The 23,046-nt window shown below is 44.0% G+C and carries 31 protein-coding genes; 5 read left to right on the top strand and 26 right to left on the bottom strand.

The genetic code is table 11. From position 1 onward, the window contains the following. Positions 1 to 13 precede the first annotated feature (13 nt). From nuoK to PQ511_RS09750, 8 genes are read right to left on the bottom strand one after another with little or no spacing between them, the layout of a single operon-like run. The gene (gene nuoK, locus PQ511_RS09785; RefSeq protein WP_273851701.1) at positions 14 to 328 is read right to left on the bottom strand and encodes an NADH-quinone oxidoreductase subunit NuoK; all 315 of its coding nucleotides are present in this window, start codon (positions 326 to 328) and stop codon (positions 14 to 16) included. Then, on the bottom strand, positions 325 to 831 hold the full coding sequence (locus tag PQ511_RS09780) for an NADH-quinone oxidoreductase subunit J (RefSeq protein ID WP_273851699.1): 507 nt from the start codon (positions 829 to 831) through the stop codon (positions 325 to 327). The genes nuoK and PQ511_RS09780 overlap by 4 nt, the downstream gene beginning before the upstream one ends. Then, positions 828 to 1,247: an NADH-quinone oxidoreductase subunit NuoI gene (nuoI, locus tag PQ511_RS09775; RefSeq protein WP_224590818.1), complete on the bottom strand. Its 420-nt coding sequence runs from the start codon at positions 1,245 to 1,247 to the stop codon at positions 828 to 830. The genes PQ511_RS09780 and nuoI overlap by 4 nt, the downstream gene beginning before the upstream one ends. A gap of 22 nt (positions 1,248 to 1,269) precedes the next feature. Continuing rightward, on the bottom strand, positions 1,270 to 2,277 hold the full coding sequence (gene nuoH, locus PQ511_RS09770; protein ID WP_273851698.1) for an NADH-quinone oxidoreductase subunit NuoH: 1,008 nt from the start codon (positions 2,275 to 2,277) through the stop codon (positions 1,270 to 1,272). Continuing rightward, entirely contained in the window at positions 2,277 to 3,374 is a 1,098-nt protein-coding gene (locus PQ511_RS09765; protein ID WP_273851697.1) for an NADH-quinone oxidoreductase subunit D, read from the bottom strand. The genes nuoH and PQ511_RS09765 overlap by 1 nt, the downstream gene beginning before the upstream one ends. A gap of 2 nt (positions 3,375 to 3,376) precedes the next feature. After that, positions 3,377 to 4,495 (bottom strand): NADH-quinone oxidoreductase subunit C, encoded by a 1,119-nt coding sequence (locus tag PQ511_RS09760; RefSeq protein ID WP_273851695.1) that lies wholly within the window; start codon positions 4,493 to 4,495, stop codon positions 3,377 to 3,379. Next, entirely contained in the window at positions 4,492 to 5,010 is a 519-nt protein-coding gene (locus PQ511_RS09755) for a NuoB/complex I 20 kDa subunit family protein (RefSeq protein ID WP_273851694.1), read from the bottom strand. The genes PQ511_RS09760 and PQ511_RS09755 overlap by 4 nt, the downstream gene beginning before the upstream one ends. Continuing rightward, positions 5,001 to 5,378, bottom strand: coding sequence for an NADH-quinone oxidoreductase subunit A (locus tag PQ511_RS09750; protein WP_273851693.1), 378 nt, complete (start codon positions 5,376 to 5,378; stop codon positions 5,001 to 5,003). The genes PQ511_RS09755 and PQ511_RS09750 overlap by 10 nt, the downstream gene beginning before the upstream one ends. A gap of 120 nt (positions 5,379 to 5,498) precedes the next feature. On the opposite strand from PQ511_RS09750, the gene PQ511_RS09745 reads away from it, so the two are divergent. Both PQ511_RS09745 and PQ511_RS09740 read left to right on the top strand, forming a co-directional pair. Next, a complete protein-coding gene (locus tag PQ511_RS09745; protein ID WP_273851692.1) occupies positions 5,499 to 6,002 on the top strand; it encodes a YbgA family protein in 504 nt (167 codons plus the stop codon). A gap of 24 nt (positions 6,003 to 6,026) precedes the next feature. Continuing rightward, entirely contained in the window at positions 6,027 to 6,593 is a 567-nt protein-coding gene (locus tag PQ511_RS09740) for a DUF1697 domain-containing protein (protein WP_273851691.1), read from the top strand. 38 nt (positions 6,594 to 6,631) lie between these two features. Here the strand turns inward: PQ511_RS09740 and PQ511_RS09735 are convergent, their stop codons facing one another. From PQ511_RS09735 to PQ511_RS09665, 15 genes are all read right to left on the bottom strand, one after another. After that, entirely contained in the window at positions 6,632 to 7,033 is a 402-nt protein-coding gene (locus PQ511_RS09735; RefSeq protein ID WP_224590835.1) for a F0F1 ATP synthase subunit epsilon, read from the bottom strand. Between the two features lie 219 nt (positions 7,034 to 7,252). After that, complete coding sequence (gene atpD, locus PQ511_RS09730; RefSeq protein WP_159786297.1) at positions 7,253 to 8,662, bottom strand: F0F1 ATP synthase subunit beta; 1,410 nt, start codon at positions 8,660 to 8,662, stop codon at positions 7,253 to 7,255. 84 nt (positions 8,663 to 8,746) lie between these two features. Then, on the bottom strand, positions 8,747 to 9,610 hold the full coding sequence (locus PQ511_RS09725) for a F0F1 ATP synthase subunit gamma (RefSeq protein WP_226654541.1): 864 nt from the start codon (positions 9,608 to 9,610) through the stop codon (positions 8,747 to 8,749). A gap of 49 nt (positions 9,611 to 9,659) precedes the next feature. Then, complete coding sequence (atpA, locus tag PQ511_RS09720; protein WP_273851690.1) at positions 9,660 to 11,168, bottom strand: F0F1 ATP synthase subunit alpha; 1,509 nt, start codon at positions 11,166 to 11,168, stop codon at positions 9,660 to 9,662. Between the two features lie 19 nt (positions 11,169 to 11,187). After that, on the bottom strand, positions 11,188 to 11,742 hold the full coding sequence (locus PQ511_RS09715; RefSeq protein ID WP_273851689.1) for a F0F1 ATP synthase subunit delta: 555 nt from the start codon (positions 11,740 to 11,742) through the stop codon (positions 11,188 to 11,190). After that, positions 11,739 to 12,248, bottom strand: a complete 510-nt coding sequence (atpF, locus tag PQ511_RS09710) for a F0F1 ATP synthase subunit B (protein WP_273851688.1) — start codon at positions 12,246 to 12,248, stop codon at positions 11,739 to 11,741. Before atpF ends, PQ511_RS09715 begins: the two co-directional genes overlap by 4 nt. 106 nt (positions 12,249 to 12,354) lie before the next feature. Next, complete coding sequence (atpE, locus tag PQ511_RS09705; protein ID WP_121681967.1) at positions 12,355 to 12,567, bottom strand: F0F1 ATP synthase subunit C; 213 nt, start codon at positions 12,565 to 12,567, stop codon at positions 12,355 to 12,357. Between the two features lie 65 nt (positions 12,568 to 12,632). Further along, complete coding sequence (gene atpB, locus PQ511_RS09700; RefSeq protein WP_273851687.1) at positions 12,633 to 13,343, bottom strand: F0F1 ATP synthase subunit A; 711 nt, start codon at positions 13,341 to 13,343, stop codon at positions 12,633 to 12,635. A gap of 19 nt (positions 13,344 to 13,362) precedes the next feature. Continuing rightward, positions 13,363 to 13,731 carry an ATP synthase subunit I gene (locus PQ511_RS09695; protein ID WP_226654539.1) on the bottom strand — a complete coding sequence of 123 codons (369 nt, stop codon included), beginning with the start codon at positions 13,729 to 13,731 and terminating at the stop codon, positions 13,363 to 13,365. Then, positions 13,732 to 13,962: an AtpZ/AtpI family protein gene (locus PQ511_RS09690; protein ID WP_224590850.1), complete on the bottom strand. Its 231-nt coding sequence runs from the start codon at positions 13,960 to 13,962 to the stop codon at positions 13,732 to 13,734. It lies immediately after the preceding gene. 299 nt (positions 13,963 to 14,261) lie between these two features. Then, positions 14,262 to 14,891, bottom strand: coding sequence for a uracil phosphoribosyltransferase (gene upp, locus PQ511_RS09685; RefSeq protein WP_159786319.1), 630 nt, complete (start codon positions 14,889 to 14,891; stop codon positions 14,262 to 14,264). A gap of 184 nt (positions 14,892 to 15,075) precedes the next feature. Beyond that, entirely contained in the window at positions 15,076 to 16,323 is a 1,248-nt protein-coding gene (glyA, locus tag PQ511_RS09680) for a serine hydroxymethyltransferase (protein ID WP_273851686.1), read from the bottom strand. A gap of 137 nt (positions 16,324 to 16,460) precedes the next feature. After that, positions 16,461 to 17,033, bottom strand: a complete 573-nt coding sequence (locus tag PQ511_RS09675) for a TIGR01440 family protein (RefSeq protein WP_420541681.1) — start codon at positions 17,031 to 17,033, stop codon at positions 16,461 to 16,463. A 13-nt stretch (positions 17,034 to 17,046) separates the two neighbouring features. Continuing rightward, complete coding sequence (gene rpiB / locus PQ511_RS09670; protein ID WP_273851685.1) at positions 17,047 to 17,490, bottom strand: ribose 5-phosphate isomerase B; 444 nt, start codon at positions 17,488 to 17,490, stop codon at positions 17,047 to 17,049. A 2-nt stretch (positions 17,491 to 17,492) separates the two neighbouring features. After that, entirely contained in the window at positions 17,493 to 18,128 is a 636-nt protein-coding gene (locus tag PQ511_RS09665) for a low molecular weight protein arginine phosphatase (RefSeq protein WP_273851684.1), read from the bottom strand. Between the two features lie 150 nt (positions 18,129 to 18,278). Between PQ511_RS09665 and hflK the strand changes: the two genes are divergently transcribed. Together hflK and hflC are read left to right on the top strand one after the other, a co-directional pair. Continuing rightward, positions 18,279 to 19,244 carry an FtsH protease activity modulator HflK gene (gene hflK, locus PQ511_RS09660; protein WP_273851683.1) on the top strand — a complete coding sequence of 322 codons (966 nt, stop codon included), beginning with the start codon at positions 18,279 to 18,281 and terminating at the stop codon, positions 19,242 to 19,244. Next, entirely contained in the window at positions 19,237 to 20,166 is a 930-nt protein-coding gene (gene hflC / locus PQ511_RS09655) for a protease modulator HflC (protein ID WP_420541680.1), read from the top strand. Before hflK ends, hflC begins: the two co-directional genes overlap by 8 nt. 159 nt (positions 20,167 to 20,325) lie before the next feature. Here hflC and PQ511_RS09650 read toward each other — a convergent pair whose 3' ends face one another. Continuing rightward, complete coding sequence (locus PQ511_RS09650; RefSeq protein ID WP_273851682.1) at positions 20,326 to 20,883, bottom strand: manganese efflux pump MntP; 558 nt, start codon at positions 20,881 to 20,883, stop codon at positions 20,326 to 20,328. Positions 20,884 to 21,026: 143 nt separating this feature from the next. On the opposite strand from PQ511_RS09650, the gene PQ511_RS09645 reads away from it, so the two are divergent. Next, a complete protein-coding gene (locus tag PQ511_RS09645; protein WP_273851681.1) occupies positions 21,027 to 21,287 on the top strand; it encodes a DUF2533 family protein in 261 nt (86 codons plus the stop codon). Between the two features lie 33 nt (positions 21,288 to 21,320). On the opposite strand, the gene PQ511_RS09640 is transcribed toward PQ511_RS09645, so the two are convergent. Then, positions 21,321 to 22,361 (bottom strand): L-threonylcarbamoyladenylate synthase, encoded by a 1,041-nt coding sequence (locus PQ511_RS09640; protein ID WP_273851820.1) that lies wholly within the window; start codon positions 22,359 to 22,361, stop codon positions 21,321 to 21,323. A 188-nt stretch (positions 22,362 to 22,549) separates the two neighbouring features. Beyond that, entirely contained in the window at positions 22,550 to 22,981 is a 432-nt protein-coding gene (locus tag PQ511_RS09635) for a GNAT family N-acetyltransferase (protein ID WP_273851680.1), read from the bottom strand. Positions 22,982 to 23,046 lie beyond the last annotated feature (65 nt).

Genomic DNA, 23,046 nt, shown 5'->3' with positions numbered 1-23,046 from the left:
TCTACCCCCTTCGCTACTTTTTAAGTGTGTTCATTTCATCTACATTAACGGTAGCCCTGTTTCGGTAAAGCGCGATCAAAATAGCAAGCCCAACAGCCGCTTCCGCTGCTGCAACCGTAATCGTAAAAAGAGAAAACACCTGGCCGCGAATGGATGCACCTACGCCATATTTTGCAAAAGCGACAAGATTTAAATTAACGGCATTTAGCATTAATTCAATCGAAATTAACACGATGACCGCATTTCGTTTCGTTAAAGCGCCGTATAGTCCAATACAAAACAGCAGCAAAGCGGTTAATAAAAATGCTGAGAGTGGAATGGAGCTCATTGCTCTTCACCTTCTTCATCCTTTTTCGCAAGGATAATGGCCCCAACAAGCGCAACGAGAAGTACAACTGAGACAAGTTCAAACGGTATCACATAATCTGTGAATAACATTAATCCCACCTGTTCGGTATTGTTTTCATGCAACTTATCCGCCTGCGGACCGAGTGACATCGTTCGGATGCCCTTAAACACAATGAAGAAGAATGCGGTGATCACAGTTAAGACAATGCCTTTTTTTGCCCAGCTTGTTTTCGGCTCTTCTTCTGTATGCTTTGTCAGCATGATCCCAAATAGCATAATGATGGTAATCGCTCCAGAGTAAATTAAAACTTGAACGACCGCTACAAATTCAGCAGAAAGCATCACATATAGCCCCGCAATACCTAGAAACGTGAGAACAAGGGCCATCACCATATGAATGACTTTTGATAGATTAATCATGAGTAAGCCGCCGGTGATTGTTACAAGGAATAAGAAAAGAAAAACAAGCAGCTCCCCGTTCATACTTTGTTTTCCTTTCGAAGGTTCGTATCATTTTCATCGAGCCACTCTAAATTTTTAAAAAGGTCGTCTCGGCTATATGTCGCAAGCTCAAAATTGTTGGTCATAATGATGGCTTCCGTCGGACAAACCTCTGTGCAAAGATCGCACAGAATGCATATTTCGAAATTAATGTCATACGTATCAATAATTTTTCCTTTTTTATTCGGATCAGGATGCTTGATTCCTGTTAAAGAGATACAGTCGGTCGGACAGATCGCAACGCACTGATTACAAACAATACACTTTTCAGGATAAAATTTTTGGATCCCGCGAAACCGATCCGGTAAGGCAAGGGGCTGATCCGGATATTGATAGGTTACTTTTTCCTTCGTCATATTTTTCAGGGTGTAAGCTAAACCTTTCGCAAGTCCACGCATGTTGGCTTCCTCCCTTGTTTGTTTAGAATGAGCGAATGATTTCGATCACGACGGTCGTGAGAAAAATATTTACTAACGCGAGCGGCAAAAGAATTTTCCACCCGAAAGACATCAGTTGATCAGCTCGAAGACGAGGAAATGTCCCACGAATCCAGATCATTAGAAAGACAATCGAAATAAATTTCAGTGCGAACCAGACCGCGCCTGGAATAAAAGTTAAAAATGGAATTGCCTGCCATCCACCGAGAAACAGAATGGTTGTTAACGATGCCATAGCAAACAAGTAAACATATTCCGCTAGCATGAAGAAAGCAAACCGAAACCCCGAGTATTCCACATGATACCCTGCGACGAGCTCTGATTCTGCTTCAGGCAAGTCAAATGGCGTTCGATTCAGTTCAGCAACAGAAGCAATTAAAAAGATTAGAAACGCAAGCGGCTGTTTAAAAAGAAACGCAACGGATTCCTGTTCCGCAATAATGGTGTTAAGATTTAACGATCCTGTTAACAGCACTATTCCTACAACACTCATCACAAGTGGAATTTCATAGGAAATCATCTGAGCCGCTGATCGCATACTACCAAGCAACGCGTATTTATTGTTTGATGCCCATCCCCCCGCGAGAATGCCAATGGTTGATATCCCAGATATCGCAATATAATAAAGCAAGCCAACGCCGATATTAGCAAAGGAAACCTTTTCAGTTAGCGGAAGGGCAGCAATCACGATAAACGCTGGGGCAAAGGCAACAACAGGTGCAATGATAAAGAGCGGCCGATCCGCATCGCGTGGAATCGTATCTTCCTTTAGAAGTAGCTTTAATACGTCAGCGACCGTTTGCAGCAAACCGAATCGGCCCCCTACTCTGTTTGGTCCATGACGCAGCTGCATAAATCCAAGCACTTTTCTCTCGGCCAAAATCGCGTACGTAACGAATCCGAGCACAACCATTAACATGGCTGCACCGACAAGGAAGAAACCGAGCGTCTGCCAGTAACCTGGCTGGGAAGCAAGCATATCGTTAATCATTAGCCATCAACCTCCCCGAGCACAATGTCAATCCCGCCAAGAATCGCGATTAAATTCGAAATGTTCTCTCCTTCCAATAACTCAGGTAGGATTTGAAGGTTATAAAAGGATGGTCGGCGAAATTTCAGACGGTACGGCTCTTTTTTTCCCTTTGATGCAATATAGCAGCCAATCTCTCCGCGTGGCGATTCAATGCGAACATAAGTCTCACCAGCAGGTGGCTTAATGATGCGCGGTACTTTTGCCATGATTGGCCCATCAGCAATTTGCGCCACTGCCTGTTCCACGATTTTCAATGCCTCTTCGATCTCGGCCATGCGACAGTTGTAGCGGGCTAACGCATCACCTTCTGGAAAAGACGGAACCTCAAACTGAAAGCGATCATAAAGGGAATAAGGCTCGTTTTTCCTCAGGTCCCACTGCACGCCTGTACAGCGAAGATTGGCTCCGCTCAATGAGTAAGCCAGCGCTTTTTGCTTAGAATAAGCGCCAACTCCCTTCATTCTCGCCATGAAAATTTCATTCCCTGTAACGAGATCATGATACCCAGCAAGCTGTTCTCTCATATATGGCACAAACTCCCGCACCTTCTCGAGCCAGCCTTCAGGTGCATCCCATTTCACCCCACCAACGCGCATATAATTAAAAGTCAGGCGTCCCCCTGAGATCTCCGTTAACAAATTAATGATCACTTCACGCTCTCTGAACGCATAAAGAAACGGACTCATCGCGCCAATATCAAGGAGGTACGTGCCGAACCAAACAAGATGACTCGCCACCCTTCCAAGCTCCATCACAATAACGCGAAGATAATCTGCGCGTTCTGGAATATCCATCGCCATCATCGTTTCAACGGCATGACAGAGGATATAATTATTCGTCATGGCTGCAAGGTAATCCATTCGATCCGTGTAGGGGATGATTTGCGTGTATTGCAAGTTCTCAGCAATCTTCTCCGTACCTCGATGCAAATAGCCAATGACCGGTTTTGCTTCTTTGATGACTTCTCCATCTATTTTAAGTACGATGCGAAAGACGCCATGCGTACTCGGATGCTGCGGCCCAACATTTAAAAGCATTTCCTCTGTCCGAATCATCGCTACACCTCCACATCATATGGCTCATAATCTTTTCGAAGCGGATGGCCTACCCAATCATCCGGCATCATGATTCGCGTTAAATTCGGATGACCTTTAAACACAATCCCAAGCAGGTCGTACGTTTCTCGCTCAGGCCAGTTCGCCCCAGTCCAAAGCGATGTCAGCGAATCAATAACCGGTGCGTCCCGCTCTATTTTCACCTTAAGGGCGACGCTCTGGTGATTTTGAAACGAGTAGAGGTGGTTGTAAATTTCCATATGCGTCTCAAAGTCGGTTCCGTGCGTTTCAGAAAGATAATCAAATGCAAGAAGCTCATTGTACTTAAGGAACTGCGCCACTTTAAGGTACGTCTCTTTCTTTGCAACAAGCGTTGGAACGTCTTTTGCCAAACGATTAATATACGCCTCTTCAAGAAGGTCGTCTCCGAGATTTTCTTGAATAATATGAAGGTACCGCTCAAGCACAGGCTGATTTGGTGAAGGGCTTTCTTCTTTTATAGGCTCTTCCGTTTCCGAAGCAGCCTTCTTTGCTTTAGCAGCAGCGGCTTTTGCCTTTGCAGCTGCGATCGCTTTTGCCTTCTCATCCGTAGGATCGGAACTAGGTGCCTCTTTTTGCTTTCTTAGAGCTGCTGCTTTCGCTTTTGCAGCCGCTACAGCTTTCTTTTTCGCAAGGCTAGCTTCGTCGTCTGCGCCATTCTCCATTTCTTTCTGCTTTTTAAGCGCAGCGGCCTTCGCCTTTGCGGCAGCAACCGCCTTCTTTTTGGCTAGTGCAACATCGTCTTCTGATGCTTCCTGATCCACTTTGTTTTGGTTCATTTCTTTTTGTTTTTTCAGTGCAGCCGCTTTCGCCTTCGCAGCAGCAACTGCCTTTTTTTTCGCAAGCGCAACGTCTTCTTCCTCCGCTACGCTATGCTGTTCACTTTTTTCCATTTCTTTTTGCTTTTTCAGCGCGGCGGCTTTTGCTTTTGCTTCTGCGACCGCTTTTTTCTTTTGAAACTCAATGTCATCAGCGGGATTCTCTGCTTCCGCTTTCTTTTTCCGTAACTCAGCTGCCTTCCGCTTTGCTTCTTCTACGGCTTTTCGCTTTGCTTCCAGCTCTTCTGGTGTTTGATCGCTCATCGATTCGTCACCCGCTTTCCGGTGCGCGCTTCATAGCGAATCTTTTCTTGTAGTTTATTAATGCCGTAGATGAGGGCTGCCGGGTTTGGTGGACACCCAGGGATGTACACATCAACAGGGACGATCTGATCGACCCCTTTAACCACAGCATAGGAGTTAATATATGGACCGCCCGCTGTCGCACAAGAGCCCATGGCAATGACCCATTTCGGTTCAGGCATTTGATCATAAAGACGCTTTAGTACCGGAGCCATTTTTTTCGTTACGGTTCCAGATACAATCATGACATCTGACTGTCTCGGTGACGTTCGAAAAAACGTTCCGAAGCGGTCAAGGTCGTAGTGAGAAGCTCCTGAACCCATCATTTCAATGGCACAGCAGGCGAGACCAAACGTTAACGGCCAGAGCGAATTGCTTCGTGCCCAGGCCTTTACATTTTCAAGCGTTGCGAGGAAAACGTTGTGCTTCATTTCTTCGTATTCTTCCGGCGTTATATTTTCTAAGTTTACATCCATTTCAACACCTTCTTTTTCCATGCGTATAGTAAGCCAATTAATAGCATGACAATAAAGATCATCATTTCGATGAACGCAAAGAAACCAAGCTTTTGATAGGCAACCGCCCATGGATACAAGAAAACGGTTTCGACATCAAAGATGACAAAAAGCAGTCCGAATAAATAATAACGAACGTTATACTGAATCCAGCTTTGGTGAAACGGCTCTATGCCGCTTTCATAGGTTGTTTGTTTCTCAGATGTTGGTTTTGAGGGACGAAGGAATCTTCCTGCCGTTAGCGCAACAGCTGGAAGGAGAAGGCCAAGAAAAAGGAACATGAATACGAAGAGGTAACTATTTTGGTACACGTTAAGCGATTCACCCATGAAGGTCTCTCCTCTCATCGTGCTGTAAAGTTGCTAGTCTTGTATACTAATTCAACATCCCCACTCTTATTCTTGCTTTTATTTGTAAGTTTTTTTAAAATTTCGAACAGGGGTGGTTGAATGAACGACAAACGAACGCGAACGCTAACAGAGAAACTTTGGGCAAGAAATAAATATACGGTGATGGCAAAGGGTTATGAACACTATAAAGAAATAGGAGAAGCGTTAAAAACAGCTCATACACGTGAAGAACTCCTTCATGTCTACGACTTACTAAAGGAAACCTTAACTCTCCCCTATACTAAAAAAGGTATGCGGACAACACTCCAACATATGTGGGGCTATTTCAAAAAAAGAGCAACAAGTGAGGAAAAGGAATTGTTTTTTGTGATCGTAAACGAGCATCTCGAACATTCCGAGCCCTTAACCAAAAAGGATATTGGTGCCATTCAAAAGCATTTGGTCCAGTTACTCAAAAAATATCCTTCAGATTACTTAGCTCAGAGTAGCTTCATCCAATCTTATAAGCAATGGAATGAAGTATATGACAAAAAACAGGTCCTCCTTGTTTCAAGAAGCGATTATTTAGAGACCAGAGAGGATTTTCTCCCTCCCCCCTCGTAGTTAAATAATGGAGGTGGAGATGGAATGACAACCTATGTTGGGTTATTAAGAGGAATTAACGTTGGTGGGAAAAATAAAATTAAAATGGCGGAATTGCGCGATGCCCTTTCAAATGAAGGGTTTCAGAATGTGAAAACATACATTCAAAGTGGAAATGTTTTGTTTGAATCTGAAGAAGCCGCAACCCTTATAAGAAAAAAGATGGAAGAGATCATTGGCGAACAATTTGGATTAAGGGTTCCAATCGTTTTAAGAACGGCGTTTGAGTGGAAGAACATTGTCAGAAACTGCCCATTTCATGATGAACAACTTTCAAAAGCACAGGAAACGGCGAGTGGGGAGAGTCTTTATGTGGCCATGTTAGCAGAACCTCTTTTAGAAGATGATGAAAAGAAAATGCTTACCTACGCATCTGAAACCGAAGAATGTGAGATGAGAGATAGGGAAATTTATTTACTGTTTCATGAGAGCATTCGAAATTCAAAACTTGCGGCTTTCATCACTCGGTCTAATGAGTATGCGACCGTACGCAATTGGAAAACGATAAACAAAGTAGATAGCATGCTACCGAGTGTACAAGCCAAAATGTAAAAAAGCACCAGAGGGAATTTCCCGCTGGTGCTTTCCATTTATTTACCTGCCAAATCCAGGCGATTGATTGCGCGCTTAAGCGCTAGCTCTGCGCGTTTGAAATCAACGTTATCCTGCTTCGCTTGATTCAAGCGTTGTTCTGCTCGTTCCTTCGCTGCACGTGCGCGTTCCACGTCAATGTCGGAAGGTAATTCAGCAGACTCAGCAAGGATCGTTACCTGCTTTGGTCTTACTTCAACAAACCCACCGCTAACGGCCAGTACGTGTGTATCCGCTCCATTTTTGAAGCGAACCGCATTGATTGTAAGAGGGGCAACAAGCGGAATGTGTCCAGGTAAAATTCCGAGCTCACCGCTCGTTCCTTTTACGCTGACCATTTCAGCTTCCCCTTCGTATACCGGGCCGTCAGGGGTGACTACACTGACATCCAATGTATTCATTGTACCCCTCCCTGGGTGTGGTGATCGTAATTAGAGAAAGAATTCAAACAGCGAGAAAGAGACCTATAAGAGTATAAGGGACACTCTCTGCACTAGAATGATCTAGCTGCGGCTCCTTGGCCCTCGAGTCGCTTCACCTTTTCGATTGAACACAAAGAACGTGTTCATTCGAAAAGCTTCCAGCGCTTGTCGGGCCAAAGCAGTCGCCTCCGCTTTTCATTACGCCATTTGTTTAGCCTTTTCAACCACTTCTTCAATTGTTCCAACAAGACGGAATGCGTCCTCTGGAATATCATCGTGTTTACCATCAAGGATTTCTTTGAATCCTTTGATTGTTTCTTTAACTGGTACGTAAGAGCCTTTTTGTCCAGTGAACTGTTCAGCTACGTGGAAGTTCTGAGAAAGGAAGAACTGAATGCGACGAGCGCGAGAAACCGTTAGCTTATCTTCATCAGAAAGCTCATCCATACCTAGGATTGCGATGATATCTTGAAGCTCTTTGTAACGCTGAAGTGTTTGTTGCACTTCACGCGCTGTATTGTAATGCTCATCCCCAACGATTTCCGGAGAAAGCGCACGAGAAGTTGAAGCAAGTGGATCCACCGCAGGGTAGATACCTTGCTCAGATAGTTTACGCTCAAGGTTTGTTGTTGCATCAAGGTGAGCAAACGTCGTTGCCGGAGCCGGGTCAGTGTAGTCATCGGCTGGTACGTAGATTGCTTGAATTGAAGTAACAGAACCTTTATTTGTAGAAGTGATACGTTCTTGAAGTTGACCCATCTCAGTAGCAAGTGTAGGTTGGTAACCTACTGCTGATGGCATACGTCCAAGCAATGCCGATACCTCTGAACCAGCTTGTGTAAAGCGGTAGATGTTATCGATAAAGAGAAGAACGTCTTGTCCTTGCTCATCACGGAAGTATTCTGCCATTGTAAGACCGGAAAGGGCCACACGCATACGTGCACCTGGTGGTTCGTTCATCTGACCGAAGACCATTGCCGTTTTCTTAATAACGCCAGAATCTGTCATTTCGTAGTAAAGGTCATTACCTTCACGCGTACGTTCACCAACACCTGCGAATACAGAGATACCGCCGTGCTCTTGTGCGATGTTGTTGATCAGTTCCTGGATTAGTACCGTTTTACCTACACCGGCACCACCGAAGAGACCAATCTTACCACCTTTAACGTATGGTGCAAGAAGATCGACTACTTTAATTCCTGTTTCAAGGATATCCGTTGTTGTTGAAAGGTTTTCGAATACTGGTGCTAGACGATGAATCGGATCGCGGCGTACTTCGCCGAGTTCTTCATTAAGGTCAATTTTCTCACCTAGTACGTTGAATACACGTCCTAGTGTGATATCTCCAACTGGAACGGAGATTGGTGCACCTGTATCGAGAGCGTCAACTCCACGTACAAGACCGTCTGTTGAACCCATTGCTACGGTACGAACAGAGTTATCGCCAAGGTGAAGCGCGACTTCAAGCGTCAATTCGATGCTCTCTTCGGCACCGGTTTGAGCGATATAGTTAACTTTAAGGGCGTTGTAGATTTCTGGAAGCTTTCCGCTCTCAAACTTAACGTCTACAACCGGACCCATAACCTGGGTAATGTATCCCTTGTTCATCCTGTTCCCTCCTAACTTGCTTTAAGCTGCCAAAACAAGAATCGTCTTTATTTGGCATTTAAGACTATCTATTTTATTTCATTTCTACTCTAGTGCTGCCGCCCCACTTACAATTTCAGTTAGTTCCTGAGTGATTGAAGCCTGACGAGCACGGTTGTAGGATAGTGTAAGGTCGCCGATAAGATCGTCCGCATTGTCTGTCGCACTTCTCATCGCTGTCATACGAGAAGCGTGCTCGGCTGCTTTCGCATCAAGAAGCGCTCCGTAGATCAAGCTTTCAGCATATTGAGGAAGGAGTACTTCAAGAATTTCTTCTTCAGACGGCTCGTACTCATAGCTTGCGAGTGATTTGCCTCCGCCTGTCTCAATATTGGTTAACGGAAGAAGTTTCTTCTCCGTTAAATCCTGCTGAATGGCACTTACATAGTGGTTGTAGTAAAGATAAAGCTCATCGAAAGCTCCATCTTCAAACATACCGACTGTTCGAGATGCAATGTCTTTAATGTCTGCGAAAGATGGCTGATCGGAAAGACCAACAATGCTTTCAACGACAGGCATTCCGCGCTTTTTAAAGAAGGAAAGTCCTACTTTACCAGCTACGATAATTGCATACTCATCTGTAGAGTTATGACGCTCATTAATCGTTCTATAGACATGACGTAGTACCGAGCTATTGTATGCCCCAGCAAGTCCACGGTCTGATGTAATCACCACATAACCCGTTTTCTTGACTTCACGGCTTTCTAGCATCGGATGACGTACGCCGCTCGATCCGTTTGCAATGCTTCCAACAACCTCTTGAATTTTCTCCATATATGGAACGAATGACTTGGCATTCATTTCAGCACGGTTCAATTTCGCAGCGGAAACCATCTGCATCGCTTTTGTAATCTGCTTTGTTTTCTTCGTCGACGTAATTCTCGACTTAATGTCGCGTAAAGATGCCACTCATTTCACCACCTTTTAAGCTGGCCGCGGCGTTTCCGCCGCATCCCTCTTATTCAGATACTGCGAAGCTCTTTTTGAATTCTTCGATTGCACCGTTGAATTCTTTTTCATCAGGAAGAGCTTTTGTTTCACGAATTGTAGTAAAGATTTCTTTCTTATTGTGTTCGATCCATGTCATCATTTCAGATTCAAAACGCTGAATGTCGCCAACTGGGATATCATCAAGGAATCCACGAGTTAGTGCGTAAAGAATGGCAACTTGCTTCTCAACTGCAAGTGGCTTGTTTAGTCCCTGCTTAAGAACTTCAACCGTACGAGCACCGCGGTTCAGCTTCGCTTGAGTTGCTTTATCAAGGTCGGAACCGAACTGAGCGAATGCTTCTAGCTCACGGTATGATGCAAGGTCAAGACGTAGTGTACCCGCAACCTTCTTCATCGCTTTAATCTGAGCGGAACCACCTACGCGGGATACTGAAAGACCGGCGTTAACCGCTGGACGTACACCCGAGAAGAAGAGGTCAGATTGAAGGAAGATCTGTCCATCTGTGATGGAGATTACGTTAGTTGGGATATAAGCTGATACGTCACCAGCTTGTGTTTCGATAAACGGAAGGGCAGTTAGTGAACCTGCACCTTTTGCATCACTAAGCTTCGCTGCACGCTCAAGAAGGCGTGAGTGAAGATAGAATACATCCCCTGGATATGCTTCACGACCTGGAGGACGACGAAGTAGTAGGGAAAGTTCACGGTATGCAGAAGCCTGCTTTGTTAAGTCATCGTATACAACAAGAACGTGCTTGCCGTTATACATGAATTCTTCACCCATTGTGACACCAGCATATGGTGCTAGGAAAAGAAGCGGAGATGGCTGAGATGCGCCAGCTGTTACAACAATTGTGTAATCAAGGGCACCCTGCTTACGAAGCGTTTCAACAACACCACGTACCGTGGATTCTTTCTGACCAATCGCAACGTAGATACAAATCATATCTTCGTCTTTTTGGTTTAGAATTGTATCGATCGCAATAGATGTCTTACCAGTCTGACGGTCACCGATGATAAGCTCACGCTGTCCGCGTCCGATTGGAATAAGAGAGTCAATTGCTTTGATTCCTGTTTGTAGTGGCTCATGTACTGATTTACGATCCATAACCCCTGGAGCTGGGCTTTCGATCGGACGAGTTTTTGTTGTACCAAGTGGGCCCTGTCCATCAACAGGTTGTCCAAGTGGGTTTACAACACGGCCAAGAAGCTCTTCACCGACTGGAACTTCCATGATGCGTCCAGTACGACGTACTTCATCGCCTTCACGAATTTCAGTGTATGGTCCAAGGATGATGATACCAACGTTGCTCTCCTCTAGGTTCTGAGCCATACCCATAACACCGTTTGAAAATTCAACAAGCTCTCCTGCCATCACGTTATCGAGACCGTGGGCACGAGCAATACCATCACCAATCTGGATAACGGTACCAACATCATCAACTTTAATATCAGTTTGATAATTTGCGATTTGCTGCTTGATCAGCGCACTGATTTCTTCAGCATTGATGCTCATGCATATTCACCCCTATCTTCTAGCTCTTCGCTGAAACTAATTCTCGTTCCATGCGTTTAAGTTTTCCACTAATGCTTCCGTCAAAAATGCGATTGCCGACGCGTACTTTAATCCCACCGATTAACGTAGGGTCGATCACATTTTCAATGCGAAGCGTTGTTTTGCCTACTCGTTTTGCAAATACAGTCGAAACTCTCATCTGCTCCTCTTCCGTTAAAGGCTTCACAGAATAAACTTTTGCGGCTGCTGTTTGCTGTTGTTCGTACGATAGTCTTTCAAATTGACTCACAAGATCAAAAACGATCGCCACACGCTTTCTTTCAATCAGTGTCAGAAGCGTATTCATTACCGTTGGTGACAACGAAGATCCAAAGCTTGTTTGGACGATTTCTTTCTTTTGTGCTGTCGTAAATTTCGGATGTTCAAACACGTTCATCAGATCCGGCGTTTGATGAAAAACATCTTTTACGATGACAAGCTCATTCTTGACCTGCTCGACGTTATCGTTCTCACGAGCGATGTCAAAAAGAGCACCGGCATAACGCTTTGCGATTACTTCAAGATCTCTACTCATTTCTGATCGCCTGCCTGATCAAGGTACTCATCGATCAGCTGCTTTTGAGCGCGCTCATCCAGTTCCTTCTCAACAACTTTTGAAGCGATCATAACGGATAGTGACGCAACCTGCTCGCGTAGAGAGGCAACTGCACTTTCACGCTCACGTTTAATTTCAGCAGTAGCTGCTTCTTTCAAACGTTCCGACTCAAGACGAGCCGCTTCAATCATTTCCTGACCTTTTTGGTCAGCCATTTGCTTTTGGTTCTCAAGCATTGCTTTTGCTTCCTGACGAACACGCTTCATTTCATCGCGCTGCTCATTCAAGAATGCTTCTGCTTCTTTACGATTCTTCTCAGCTGCATCAATTTCGTTCGCAATGTGCTGCTCACGCTCTTTCATGATGCCCATCAGAGGTCCCCATGCAAACTTCTTGAGTAATGCAAGAAGGATAATAAATGCGACAAGCTGATAAATGATATCTCCTGCAGCAAATCCTGCTCCTAGAATTAAACTATTGAACACCGTGTTCACTCCCTTCAGAGGTCATACAAAACGAATGGCGAAGGTTTCATTTCGAAACTTTCTTCGCCATCATGAAACGATCCAACATCACTATAAAGTTCTTAAATTATTGACCTAGTACGATGAAGGCAATAACAACACCGATGATCGGCAATGCCTCAACTAGTGCGATACCGATGAACATTGTTGTTTGAAGAGTTCCGCGAAGTTCTGGTTGACGAGCGATTCCCTCTACTGTACGTCCTACGATAAGACCGTTACCAATACCGGCACCTACTGCCGCTAAACCTACTGCAATTGCAGCTGCAATTAAACCCATGCTAAACTTCCTCCTTATAATTCATAAAATAGTTTTATATAATCAAAACTCATTGTACCCAGTGTTTAGTGGTCATCTGCCACTTTGTGTGCCATGTAAACCATTGTTAGCATTGTAAAGATAAACGCTTGAATTGTACCGACAAAGATACTGAATCCTTGCCATGCGAGCATAGGAAGAAAGGCTCCAAGCGCTCCGCCAAATCCACTAGCACCAAGACCAGCTAGAAGTCCTAGTAGGATTTCACCAGCGTAAATGTTTCCATAAAGTCGAAGACCAAGTGTTAAGGTATTAGAGAATTCCTCAATTAACTTAAACGGGAATAAGAATTTAAGTGGGCTAATGAACCCTTTTCCATATTCCTTAGGTCCTTTCATTTTCACACCGTAATAGTGTGTAAGCACCACGACCATCGTTGCTAGAGTTAGCGTGATTGTCGGGTCTGCAGTTGGAGACTTCCACCATAATTCTTCATTGAACGAAATGGCAAATGGAAGACCAAGCATATTTGATACGAAAATATACATGAGTAGCGTCATCCCAAGAAACAGGAAGCGCCCACCGGTTTTCCAGTCCATCGTACTTCCAATTAGCCCTTTAACAAAGTCCATTACCCACTCAATAAAGTTTTGCAATCCCGTAGGACGCATTGCTAACGAGCGAGTTGCTACAACAGCAAGAATAAAAACAATAGCAGAAGCAATTGTAATCATAAGAACATTGGAAAGGTTGAAAGTAAGTCCTAGAAAGTCATGTGTAGGTGCATGATGTTCCAACAGCTTTTCACCTCTCTTCCTACTTAAAGCGTATTTTGGATATTGAATCTATGAGAATGATAATGTAGGTGATCATTAACCCAATTACCACACCTAGCAAGCTGAAATGTTCCGGGTATCTTGTTGCAATGGCTACAGCTAGTCCAGCAACGGCCAGTCTCGTTAAAAAACCGAGCGATTTTGCCTTTTTACCTTCTGCAGCAGCTTCACCAAGACGATTGATCTTACGGAACATGTTAAATAGGTTGTAAATACTGAAAATGGTGCCAAGAATTAACCCGAGGAATAATGCTTTATAGGAGGTAATTCCCCAACCCATTACGAAAATGGCGAGCAAATACAGGGTGAATTGCATGTAGCGGCGAAAACTTTGAGTATATTCTGTCATTTAATCTTCCCCTGTAAACTTATGTAGAAGACGAACCAATCCATAAATTCCTCCGCCCAAACCGAGCAAAAGACCAATGATGAGAAAAAGTGGAAAAGTGTCGAATAGACGATCCATCCATCTTCCCAAAAATACCCCCGCAAGGATCGATCCAACAAGATAAGAAAGGATTGTTGTATAGAGTGCCATCGCCTTCAAATAAAGCGCCCCTTTGCTATAAAGGTGAGTCATTGAAAAGGATGTTTTGAGCAAATGAAAACCTTATCACTATACCCTTTGTAAGTCTACAATAGGGTGTACTTGATGTCAATGCGTTTCGGGGAAATGGTGTGATCAAATTCACAAATAGAAAAACACTTAAAAAACCCTGTAATATCAAGGATAGTAACGCTTACACGAGCAGAGTTGTGTTATTCAGAGAAAACAGGGAATCATTCCCTGTTATTTAAGACGTAATTTGTCACTTTTTTATCACATTTTAGGATGTTACAACGAAAAAACCTCTTCCATTTTAGGAAGAGGTTTTGTATTTATTTTGTTCCGTATAGACGGTCACCGGCATCGCCAAGACCTGGAACAATGTATCCTTTTTCGTTTAGCTTCTCATCAAGACCAGCGATATAAATGTCTACATCAGGGTGCGCTTCGTTCAGAAGCTCTACGCCTTCAGGTGCTGCGATCAGACACATCATTTTAATGTTTTTTGCTCCACGTTTCTTAAGGGAGTTGATCGCTTCAACTGCAGACCCACCTGTTGCAAGCATTGGATCAATCACGATGAATTCACGTTCTTCAATGTCAGCAGGAAGCTTCACATAGTATTCTACCGGTTGAAGCGTTTCGGGATCACGGTAAAGACCTACGTGACCTACTTTTGCAGCAGGAATCAACTTAAGGATTCCGTCTGTCATACCAAGCCCGGCTCTCAGAATGGGAACTAGTCCAAGCTTTTTACCTGAAAGAACTTTTGATTTCGCTTCAGTTACAGGGGTTTTCACCATCACTTCTTCCGTTGGAAGCTCTCTTGTAATTTCATAAGCCATCAACGCTGCTACTTCATCCACAAGTTCACGGAACTCCTTTGTTCCTGTTTTCTCATCGCGAATGTATGTAAGCTTATGCTGAATCAACGGATGATCGAACACGTATACTTTACCCATCGTATGCACTCCCCTTTTCGTTTTGGTTTCGTTCCTAAATCTTCTTCGCAATTTTACAGAAAAACGCGGATTGATTCAAGGCTTTCAAAGATGATGAAATATTCACGCTCTTCCCATTAAATAACGAAGGCTTATCCTTTTAGAAAAACGCCGGGAAATGATTATCTCCCGGCGTCAGTGTCTATTAATAAGAAAGGTTTTCATACATCGGGAATTTGTCAGTAAGCTCTTGCACACGCTTCGCTGCTTTTTGAAGCGCATCCGCATTTTCATGCTGCTTCAACACATCACCAATGATACTTGCGATCTGTTCCATTTCTGCTTCTCCAAATCCGCGTGACGTAACGGCTGCTGTACCAATGCGAAGGCCGCTTGTCACGAATGGACTTTGTGGGTCAAATGGAATCGTATTTTTATTTGTTGTAATGCCAATATCATCAAGCGCTTTTTCAGCCACTTTTCCTGTTAAATCTAGACTTTGTAAATCGAGAAGCACAAGGTGATTATCCGTGCCGTTTGAAACGAGGTTAATGCCTTCTTTTTCAAGAGCTGAAGCAAGTTTTCTAGCGTTCGCTACAACCTTTTCAGAATAAGCTTTAAAATCGTTAGAAAGAGCTTCACCGAATGCTACCGCTTTTGCAGCGATGACGTGCATCAATGGCCCCCCTTGAATACCAGGGAAAATCGACTTATCAATCTTCTTCGCAAACTCTTCTTTGCAAAGAATCATGCCACCACGCGGTCCACGAAGCGTTTTGTGGGTAGTCGTCGTTACGAAATGGGCGTGTGGCACTGGATTTGGGTGATGTCCTGTTGCAACTAGACCTGCAATATGGGCCATATCGACCATCAAGTAAGCATCTACTTCATCCGCAATTTCACGGAATCGTTTGAAATCAATTTCACGTGGATAAGCACTTGCCCCTGCAACGATTAGCTTTGGACGATGGGTTTTTGCTTTCTCAAGAACGTCCTCGTAGTCAATACGGTGTGAGTCTTTGTCAACGCCATATTCTACGAAGTTATACTGAACGCCACTGAAATTTACAGGACTTCCGTGCGTCAAGTGACCACCGTGAGAAAGGTTCATGCCAAGAACCGTATCACCCTGCTCAAGAATTGTGAAGTAAACCGCCATGTTGGCTTGTGCGCCTGAGTGAGGCTGAACGTTCACATGCTCTGCACCAAATAGCTGCTTCGCACGGTCTCTTGCAATATTTTCAGCGACATCGACATATTCACAGCCACCGTAATAACGTCGGCCTGGATAGCCCTCCGCATATTTGTTTGTTAAAACAGATCCTTGCGCCTCCATCACGGCTTCTGATACAAAGTTCTCTGATGCGATAAGTTCAATCTTGCTGCGCTGTCTGCCAAGCTCGTCTTTCATTGCCTGTAAAAGTTCTTGATCCTGCTTTGCTAGGTTTTGCATTGATATCCCCTTTCCATCCCACACAAATTACCATTCGTAAACACGAACAGTTCGTATTTCATCTCGATTGCATTGTACCATAGAAGTTCTTATCCGTATATTAGATAAACGAACTAAATTATTGTTCGGTTTTTAGCTTAAAAGCAGTGCTCATTCTTCCCAGGATATGAGGCCCGTTCTCCACCAATAAGTTTTGGTCTAGAGCGTGCCATCGTGAGGTGAGCCTCGCCGATCGACGTATGTCTTCCCCTCACAGGGACTGCGACATGACGTATATGCATACCAATAAACGTATCACCAATATCGATTCCAGCATCTGCAGAAATAAACTCCACTAAAACAGGATCACTCATATTGGCATAGGCATGCGTTGCCATTGACCCACCTGCTCGAGTTGTGGGAATCGCGGCTACGATGTCGTATCCTCTCGCTTCAGCCGTTTCCCGCTCAATAACTAGAGCTCGATTCAAATGCTCACAGCATTGAAAAGCAAGCTGAACACCCGTTTCTTGTTGGAAGGCTTTTACACTTTCATAAATCGCCTCTGCCGCTGAAATTGTACCGGCTGTTCCAATACGCTGACCGATGACTTCGCTTGAGCTCATTCCAATCACAAGCAGGTGACGACGGGAAAGACGCGCATCTAGTTGAAGATCCTGAAGCGCTTCTAACGTATGGCGGGTAATTTGACGCGCTGTTTGTTCATTCACAGATAACGCCTCCTTATGCCTTTGCCTCGTATTCCGTAATTTTACCGACTCGTTTCGCATGACGTCCTGCTTCATATTCTGTCTCGAGCCATACTTTCGCAATTTCAATTGCAAGGCCCGGTCCAATAATCCGCTCTCCCATTGCTAGAACGTTTGAATCATTGTGCTGTCTCGTTGCTTTTGCACTAAACAGGTCATGAACAAGGGCACAGCGAATGCCGTTCACCTTATTTGCTGCAATCGACATGCCAATTCCTGTCCCACAAATTAAAATGCCGCGATCCGCTTCGCCAGACGCTACTTTTTCAGCTACAGGAATGGCATAGTCCGGGTAATCAACTGAATCATAGCAATCACAACCTAGATCAATCGCCTCCATCCCTAACTCTTTAATGACATGAAGAATGTCTTCCTTAATCTTTACACCCGCATGATCAGCACCTATGGCTACTTTCATCATTATCCCTCCAATTCTTCTTGATTGAGACGCTCAATCATTCGCTCAATCGCTTCTTCAATTTCATGGTATGTTAATCGATATTGCTCAATGGTACCACCAAAAGGATCTGATATATCCATTGAAGGCAAAGCTTGTTCAAGCGCTTGCAATTCATTTAACTCTCTTCTCATTTCGGTTTCAAACTGCTGTCGCTTTTCCGCTTGTTTTTCTGTATCTAGCTTTGTGATGTCATGAAGAAAAGCCGCACGCTTCATTTCAATTTCCGCCGCCTTTTCTTGATAAGCATCATATTTCTTTTCATTTTCAGTTGCGGCATACTCCTTCAATGTGTACACCTTATGAGCAAGTTCTGGAAAATCCCGTAACACGAGCGCTTTGTGACTACTCGTCATCGTTAACAGAAGATCGCTCCATTCCGCAAGTTCTCGATCCAGCATTTTTGCCGTATGCGTAAAGGGGACATTCTTTTCTTCTAAAAGAATTTCAACCTGACGGCTTGCCGGAGCGCCATTCGCCGCAAAAACGCCTGCTGATTTCGCTTCGATGTTATTGCTTTTATTTTTTAAAATCACTTCCGCCATTGGACTGCGGCATGTGTTACCTGTACACACAAATACAACTCTCACCTTGTCCACTTCCCTTCTCTTCCTATTATGAGAGATGAAACGGGATAAATCCACCCCTCGCAAACGGAACAATCTCGGATAAAAAGACTGGAAGTTCTGAAACCTTTTTGTCATCCGAACGTAATACTTGTTATAAGTGAATCAAAGGGGGAAAGTCACATGTCACAAAGAAAAATCGTCATTTTATCCGGCTCCATTGTTCTATTTCTGATCCTTGGCGTGATCCTCGTTACGAGCTGGTATACCGTTGATGAGTCTGAACAAGCGGTTATTATGACATTCGGTAAAGTGGATGAAGAAATTAGCGATGCTGGACTTCATTTTAAACTGCCATGGCCGATACAACAGGTAGACATTCTACCGAGAGAAACGTTCAGCTTAACGTTTGGATACGATGAGGAAGATGGCAAGATCGTGGATTATCCTGAGGAGACGAAAATGGTAACGGGAGATGAAAACATCGTCCTCGCTGATCTCGTCGTTCAGTGGCGCATTACGAATCCAAAACAATACTTATATTACTCAGATGAACCGAAAGAAATTCTTTATAACGCAACTTCTTCTTCCTTAAGAGGGGTGATCGGTAGCTCCGAAATTGACGAAGCATTAACCTCAGGAAAAGCCGAAATTGAAGGAAATGTGCGAGACATTCTAACTAAACTAATTGATCGCTATGAAATTGGTATTTCGATACTTGATGTGAAACTTCAAGACGTGGAGTTACCAAACGATGAAGTGCGAAAAGCGTTTACGAACGTTGTAGATGCTCGTGAACAAAAAGAAACGACGATTTACGGAGCGAAGAAGTATAAAAATCAGGAACTAAATGTTGTGGAAGGTCAAAAAGATGCGCGTATTTCGAAAGCGGAAGGTGAAAAAGCGCAGCGAATTGAGCAGGCGCGCGGAGATGTTGCTACATTTAATGCTCTCTACAATGAATACAAAAATAACCCAGATATCACGAGACAGCGCCTGGTGTTAGAAACGCTTGAAGAAGTGTTGCCAGATACAAAGATTTATATTACCGATGAAGGTGGAGACACCGTGAAATATTTACCAATCCAGCCGGCGAAGGAGAAAACGACTGAGACACCGAAGCCAAAGGAGAGTGAAAAGAATGAGTAAGAACGTTTTTAATATGGATGAACACCGCCGAAAGATGAACCCTGGTAAAATCGTAAAAAGCGTCCTGCTCATCGTTCTCCTTCTCGTGATCATTGGCGGGATTTTCAGCACCCTCTTTGTCGTGAAGGAAGGCGAGTACAAAGTCATTCGTCAATTTGGGGACGTTGTGAAGATTGAAACAGAGCCTGGATTAAAGGTAAAAGTGCCTTTCATCCAATCCGTCACGACACTACCAAAATACCAGATGCTTTATGATGTGAATCCAGAAGAAATTACAACGAAAGATAAAAAGCGGATGACAGTTGATAACTATGCGGTCTGGTCTGTTAGTGATCCACAGGATATGATTTCAAACGCACGGACGATTGAAAATGCTGAAGCCAAAATGGGCGAATTTATTTTCTCCGTTATTCGCTCAGAACTTGGTCAGCTTGAGTACGATCAAATCATTAATGAGGAAAAATCCAATCGAGGCAGTTTTAATGACAATGTGCGCGAGCGCGTGAATGAATTACTTGAACGCGACTCATACGGCATCCAGGTAACCGATGTCCGGATGAAGCGAACTGATCTTCCGGATGCGAACGAACAATCCGTTTTCCAGCGTATGATTTCAGAACGCGAATCCAAAGCACAGGAATACTTATCACAAGGTGACGCTGATTCCGATCGGATCAAAGCTGAAACAGATAAAGAAGTGGATACCATTCTAGCTAAAGCTGACGCCGATGCGGAAGAAATTCGCGCAGAAGGCGAATCAGAAGCGGCGAAAATTTACAACAAAGCGTTTAGTAAGGATCCAGAATTTTATGAGCTTTACCGCACGCTTGAGTCGTATAAAACAACGTTGAATGACGAAACGGTGATCATGCTGCCGGCTGATTCTCCGTACGCGAAGCTTTTACAGGGGATTACAGAGTAAATCTTTTCAGGGAGACCACTTATGTGAGCGGCCTCCCTGAAAGTGGTTTATTGGCCATAATCTCGTTATATTGGCTAAATTGAGATTTTATTGGCCAATTTCTCAATATATTGTCCAAAATCCATTTTTATTGGCCAAACTCACCATCCGCCCCTAACACTACAGAATCAATAGCTTCAACCCAAAACAAAATAAGATACAGCCGCCAAGGAGTTCGCTGTATGAGCCGATCCAGCGCTGAAATTTCCGGCCCATCATTAAGCCGGACCAGGTTAAGAGCATGCTGATCAGGCCAAACAACAAAATCGTGACGAAAACTCTCGCCCCGTAGATTCCGAGACTTAAACCAACGGAAAAGCTATCGAGGCTCACGCTTAACGAAAAAACAAGCAAGCCAAAGCCAACTGGGGTTACAAACGGTTTATCGCTCGATGAGAGCGAGGATAGTCCCATTTGAATACCAAGTAACAGCAAAAGTGCGCCGCCGACCATCGTTGCAACCGTGCCAAAGTGTTCTGAAAGAACTCGGCCAATGATCATCCCGGCAAGTGGCATCCCCATATGAAACAGTCCAATCACCACGCCAATTTTAGCAATTTGACGGAGACGAAGCGGAATCATACCCATGCCAAGTCCAACTGAAAAAGCATCCATACCGAGAGCAAATGCCATTATGCTTAAAGTTGCGAGCTCTCCTATTAACGCAGTGGAAATCATTCCATCTCCTCCCGGGACGTGCTATTCAACTTTTATGCACGTCCTCTTGAAAATAGAAGGGAAAGAATGAATAATAGATTACGTAAGGCTCTTTAAGGGTAGTGTTTTAGTAATGATTGAGCCAAATTGGAGGAACTAATATTATGAGCGTTCACAAAGGGATATCGAACCAGCTTAGTCAAAAAAATCGTGAAATTAACTTATTTATTCAGTTAGATAAAGAGAGAGAAGCCGCCATTTCTCATGCTGTTGAATTGTGCAAAGCAAATAAACCATTTACGACAGACCGCATCAATGAGCTATCCCTGCAAATTAATGAACTTGCCAAACAAGGCAGCATTCCAACACGGACGTACGTAACTACGCAAATGGTAGAAGAATTCGTTCAAAAGAAGCGCAAATAAGAAAACCCGCTCATCTTTGAGCGGGTTTTCTTGTTATTCTTTGATCACACGATTGCTAGCGGCTTTTGATAGTCGGTTCATCACAGCTGCACCGACGCCATCTTGTGAAAACACTTCGCTATAGATTTCATCTACATCAGCTTCATCAAATTGACGCAAAACATCATACAATCGGTTTGCAACGGAGGTAAGATTTTCTCTCGAACCGCACGGGATAATGACATCGGCTCGATACGTCGCTTTCGATTCCTCTGTCGCAAGAACACCGACCTTCGCGCCCTCTGCTCTCCGCTTGTCCACAATCGATTGCAAGTATGAATTTGAGCCATCCACAAGCGTTACTGGCGCCGTTGGAGCATAATGCTTGTACTTAACACCTGGAGATTTAGGTTTTTGGCCATCATCACCTAATGCAGGATCAACTTTCACTTCCCCAACGACTTCCTCTAACTGTTCTTTCGTAACGCCTCCGGGACGAAGAATGGTTACGTGATCACCGGAACAGTCCACAACCGTTGATTCTAGTCCAACCCCTGTTGAACCGCCATCCACAATACCAGCAATTTTGCCACTTAAATCATGAATCACATGTTGCGCTGTCGTGGGACTAGGTTTACCGGATATATTTGCACTTGGTGCAGCAAGCGGTAAATTCGCGGCCGTTAAGAGCGCGAGTGCAACTGGATGATCTGGCATGCGAATCGCTACCGTATCAAGGCCGGCCGTGACATTTGATGCCACACTTTTCCCACCAGGCAATACAATCGTCAGCGGCCCAGGCCAGAATGCATTCATTAACTCATCTGCTTTTTTTGAAATATGCGTCACTAACTTTTCCACATGTGGACGACTCGCTACGTGAACGATCAGTGGGTTATCGGCAGGACGACCTTTTGCACCAAATATTTTGGCTACAGCTTCTTCTGATAGCGCATTTCCCCCTAATCCATAAACGGTTTCAGTCGGGAAAGCGACGACTTCATTACGTTGTAAACATTCGGCAGCTTCCAAAATCTGTGGATAATCATTTTCACTATCCACATTTTCATCCACATACCAAACATTTGTGTGGATACCTTCCACTTTCTTCACCTTCTTATTCTAAAAATGCTCATAAACCCGCTTATTTCGGGATAATCTATGATCTTTCCGCAGAATTCTACACAATTCGTAAAAACGCTTCCTTCCGCTAATCGTCTATATATCCACACAATGTGGATAACATATGTTCGGATTGTGCATAACCTTGTTGATGAGAATACCTAGGCCAATCGTTTTCTCATAATAACTCGTTGATCTGAGTGCGTTGAAAATAGCTCATTTTCTCTTACTAACGATGGAACCTCTTCTAAGGAAATTGTCGAGAAACCGAAAACTTGAAAGAAAAATGACTCTTCTTTTGAAGTCAAAAACAACTCGTCCAAGTTCGCTTTTTTCGCATAAAGAACGACCTGATCAAAAAAGCATAGTAGCCGTTCAGAGGTCGATTCAGAACGATTTAATACGAGTGCCCTCAAAAGACCTGATGTACCGATTGTTTCAAGTCCAATTACACCAAGCAGCTCTTTCGTTTCTGATTCTGCCATTAGAAAGGACTCAATTTCAGGGAGCCCGTCCACGTTCAATCCGGAGCGCAAGACAAAATCCCGAACAGCTGCGGCATCTTCCGACGTTGCTTTTCTAACAAGAAACACATTGATCTCCTCCTTCACGTTATCCATAAAACCGTTCTGTTATGGTCTTATGCGCTGAAGGAGGA

The sequence above is a fragment of the Guptibacillus spartinae genome, assembly GCF_028610625.1.
In the GTDB taxonomy this organism is placed as follows: Bacteria; Bacillota; Bacilli; order Bacillales; family Guptibacillaceae; genus Guptibacillus; species Guptibacillus spartinae.
Note: the sequence above shows the minus strand (reverse complement) of the source record. Positions and strands in the feature narration are given on the sequence as shown.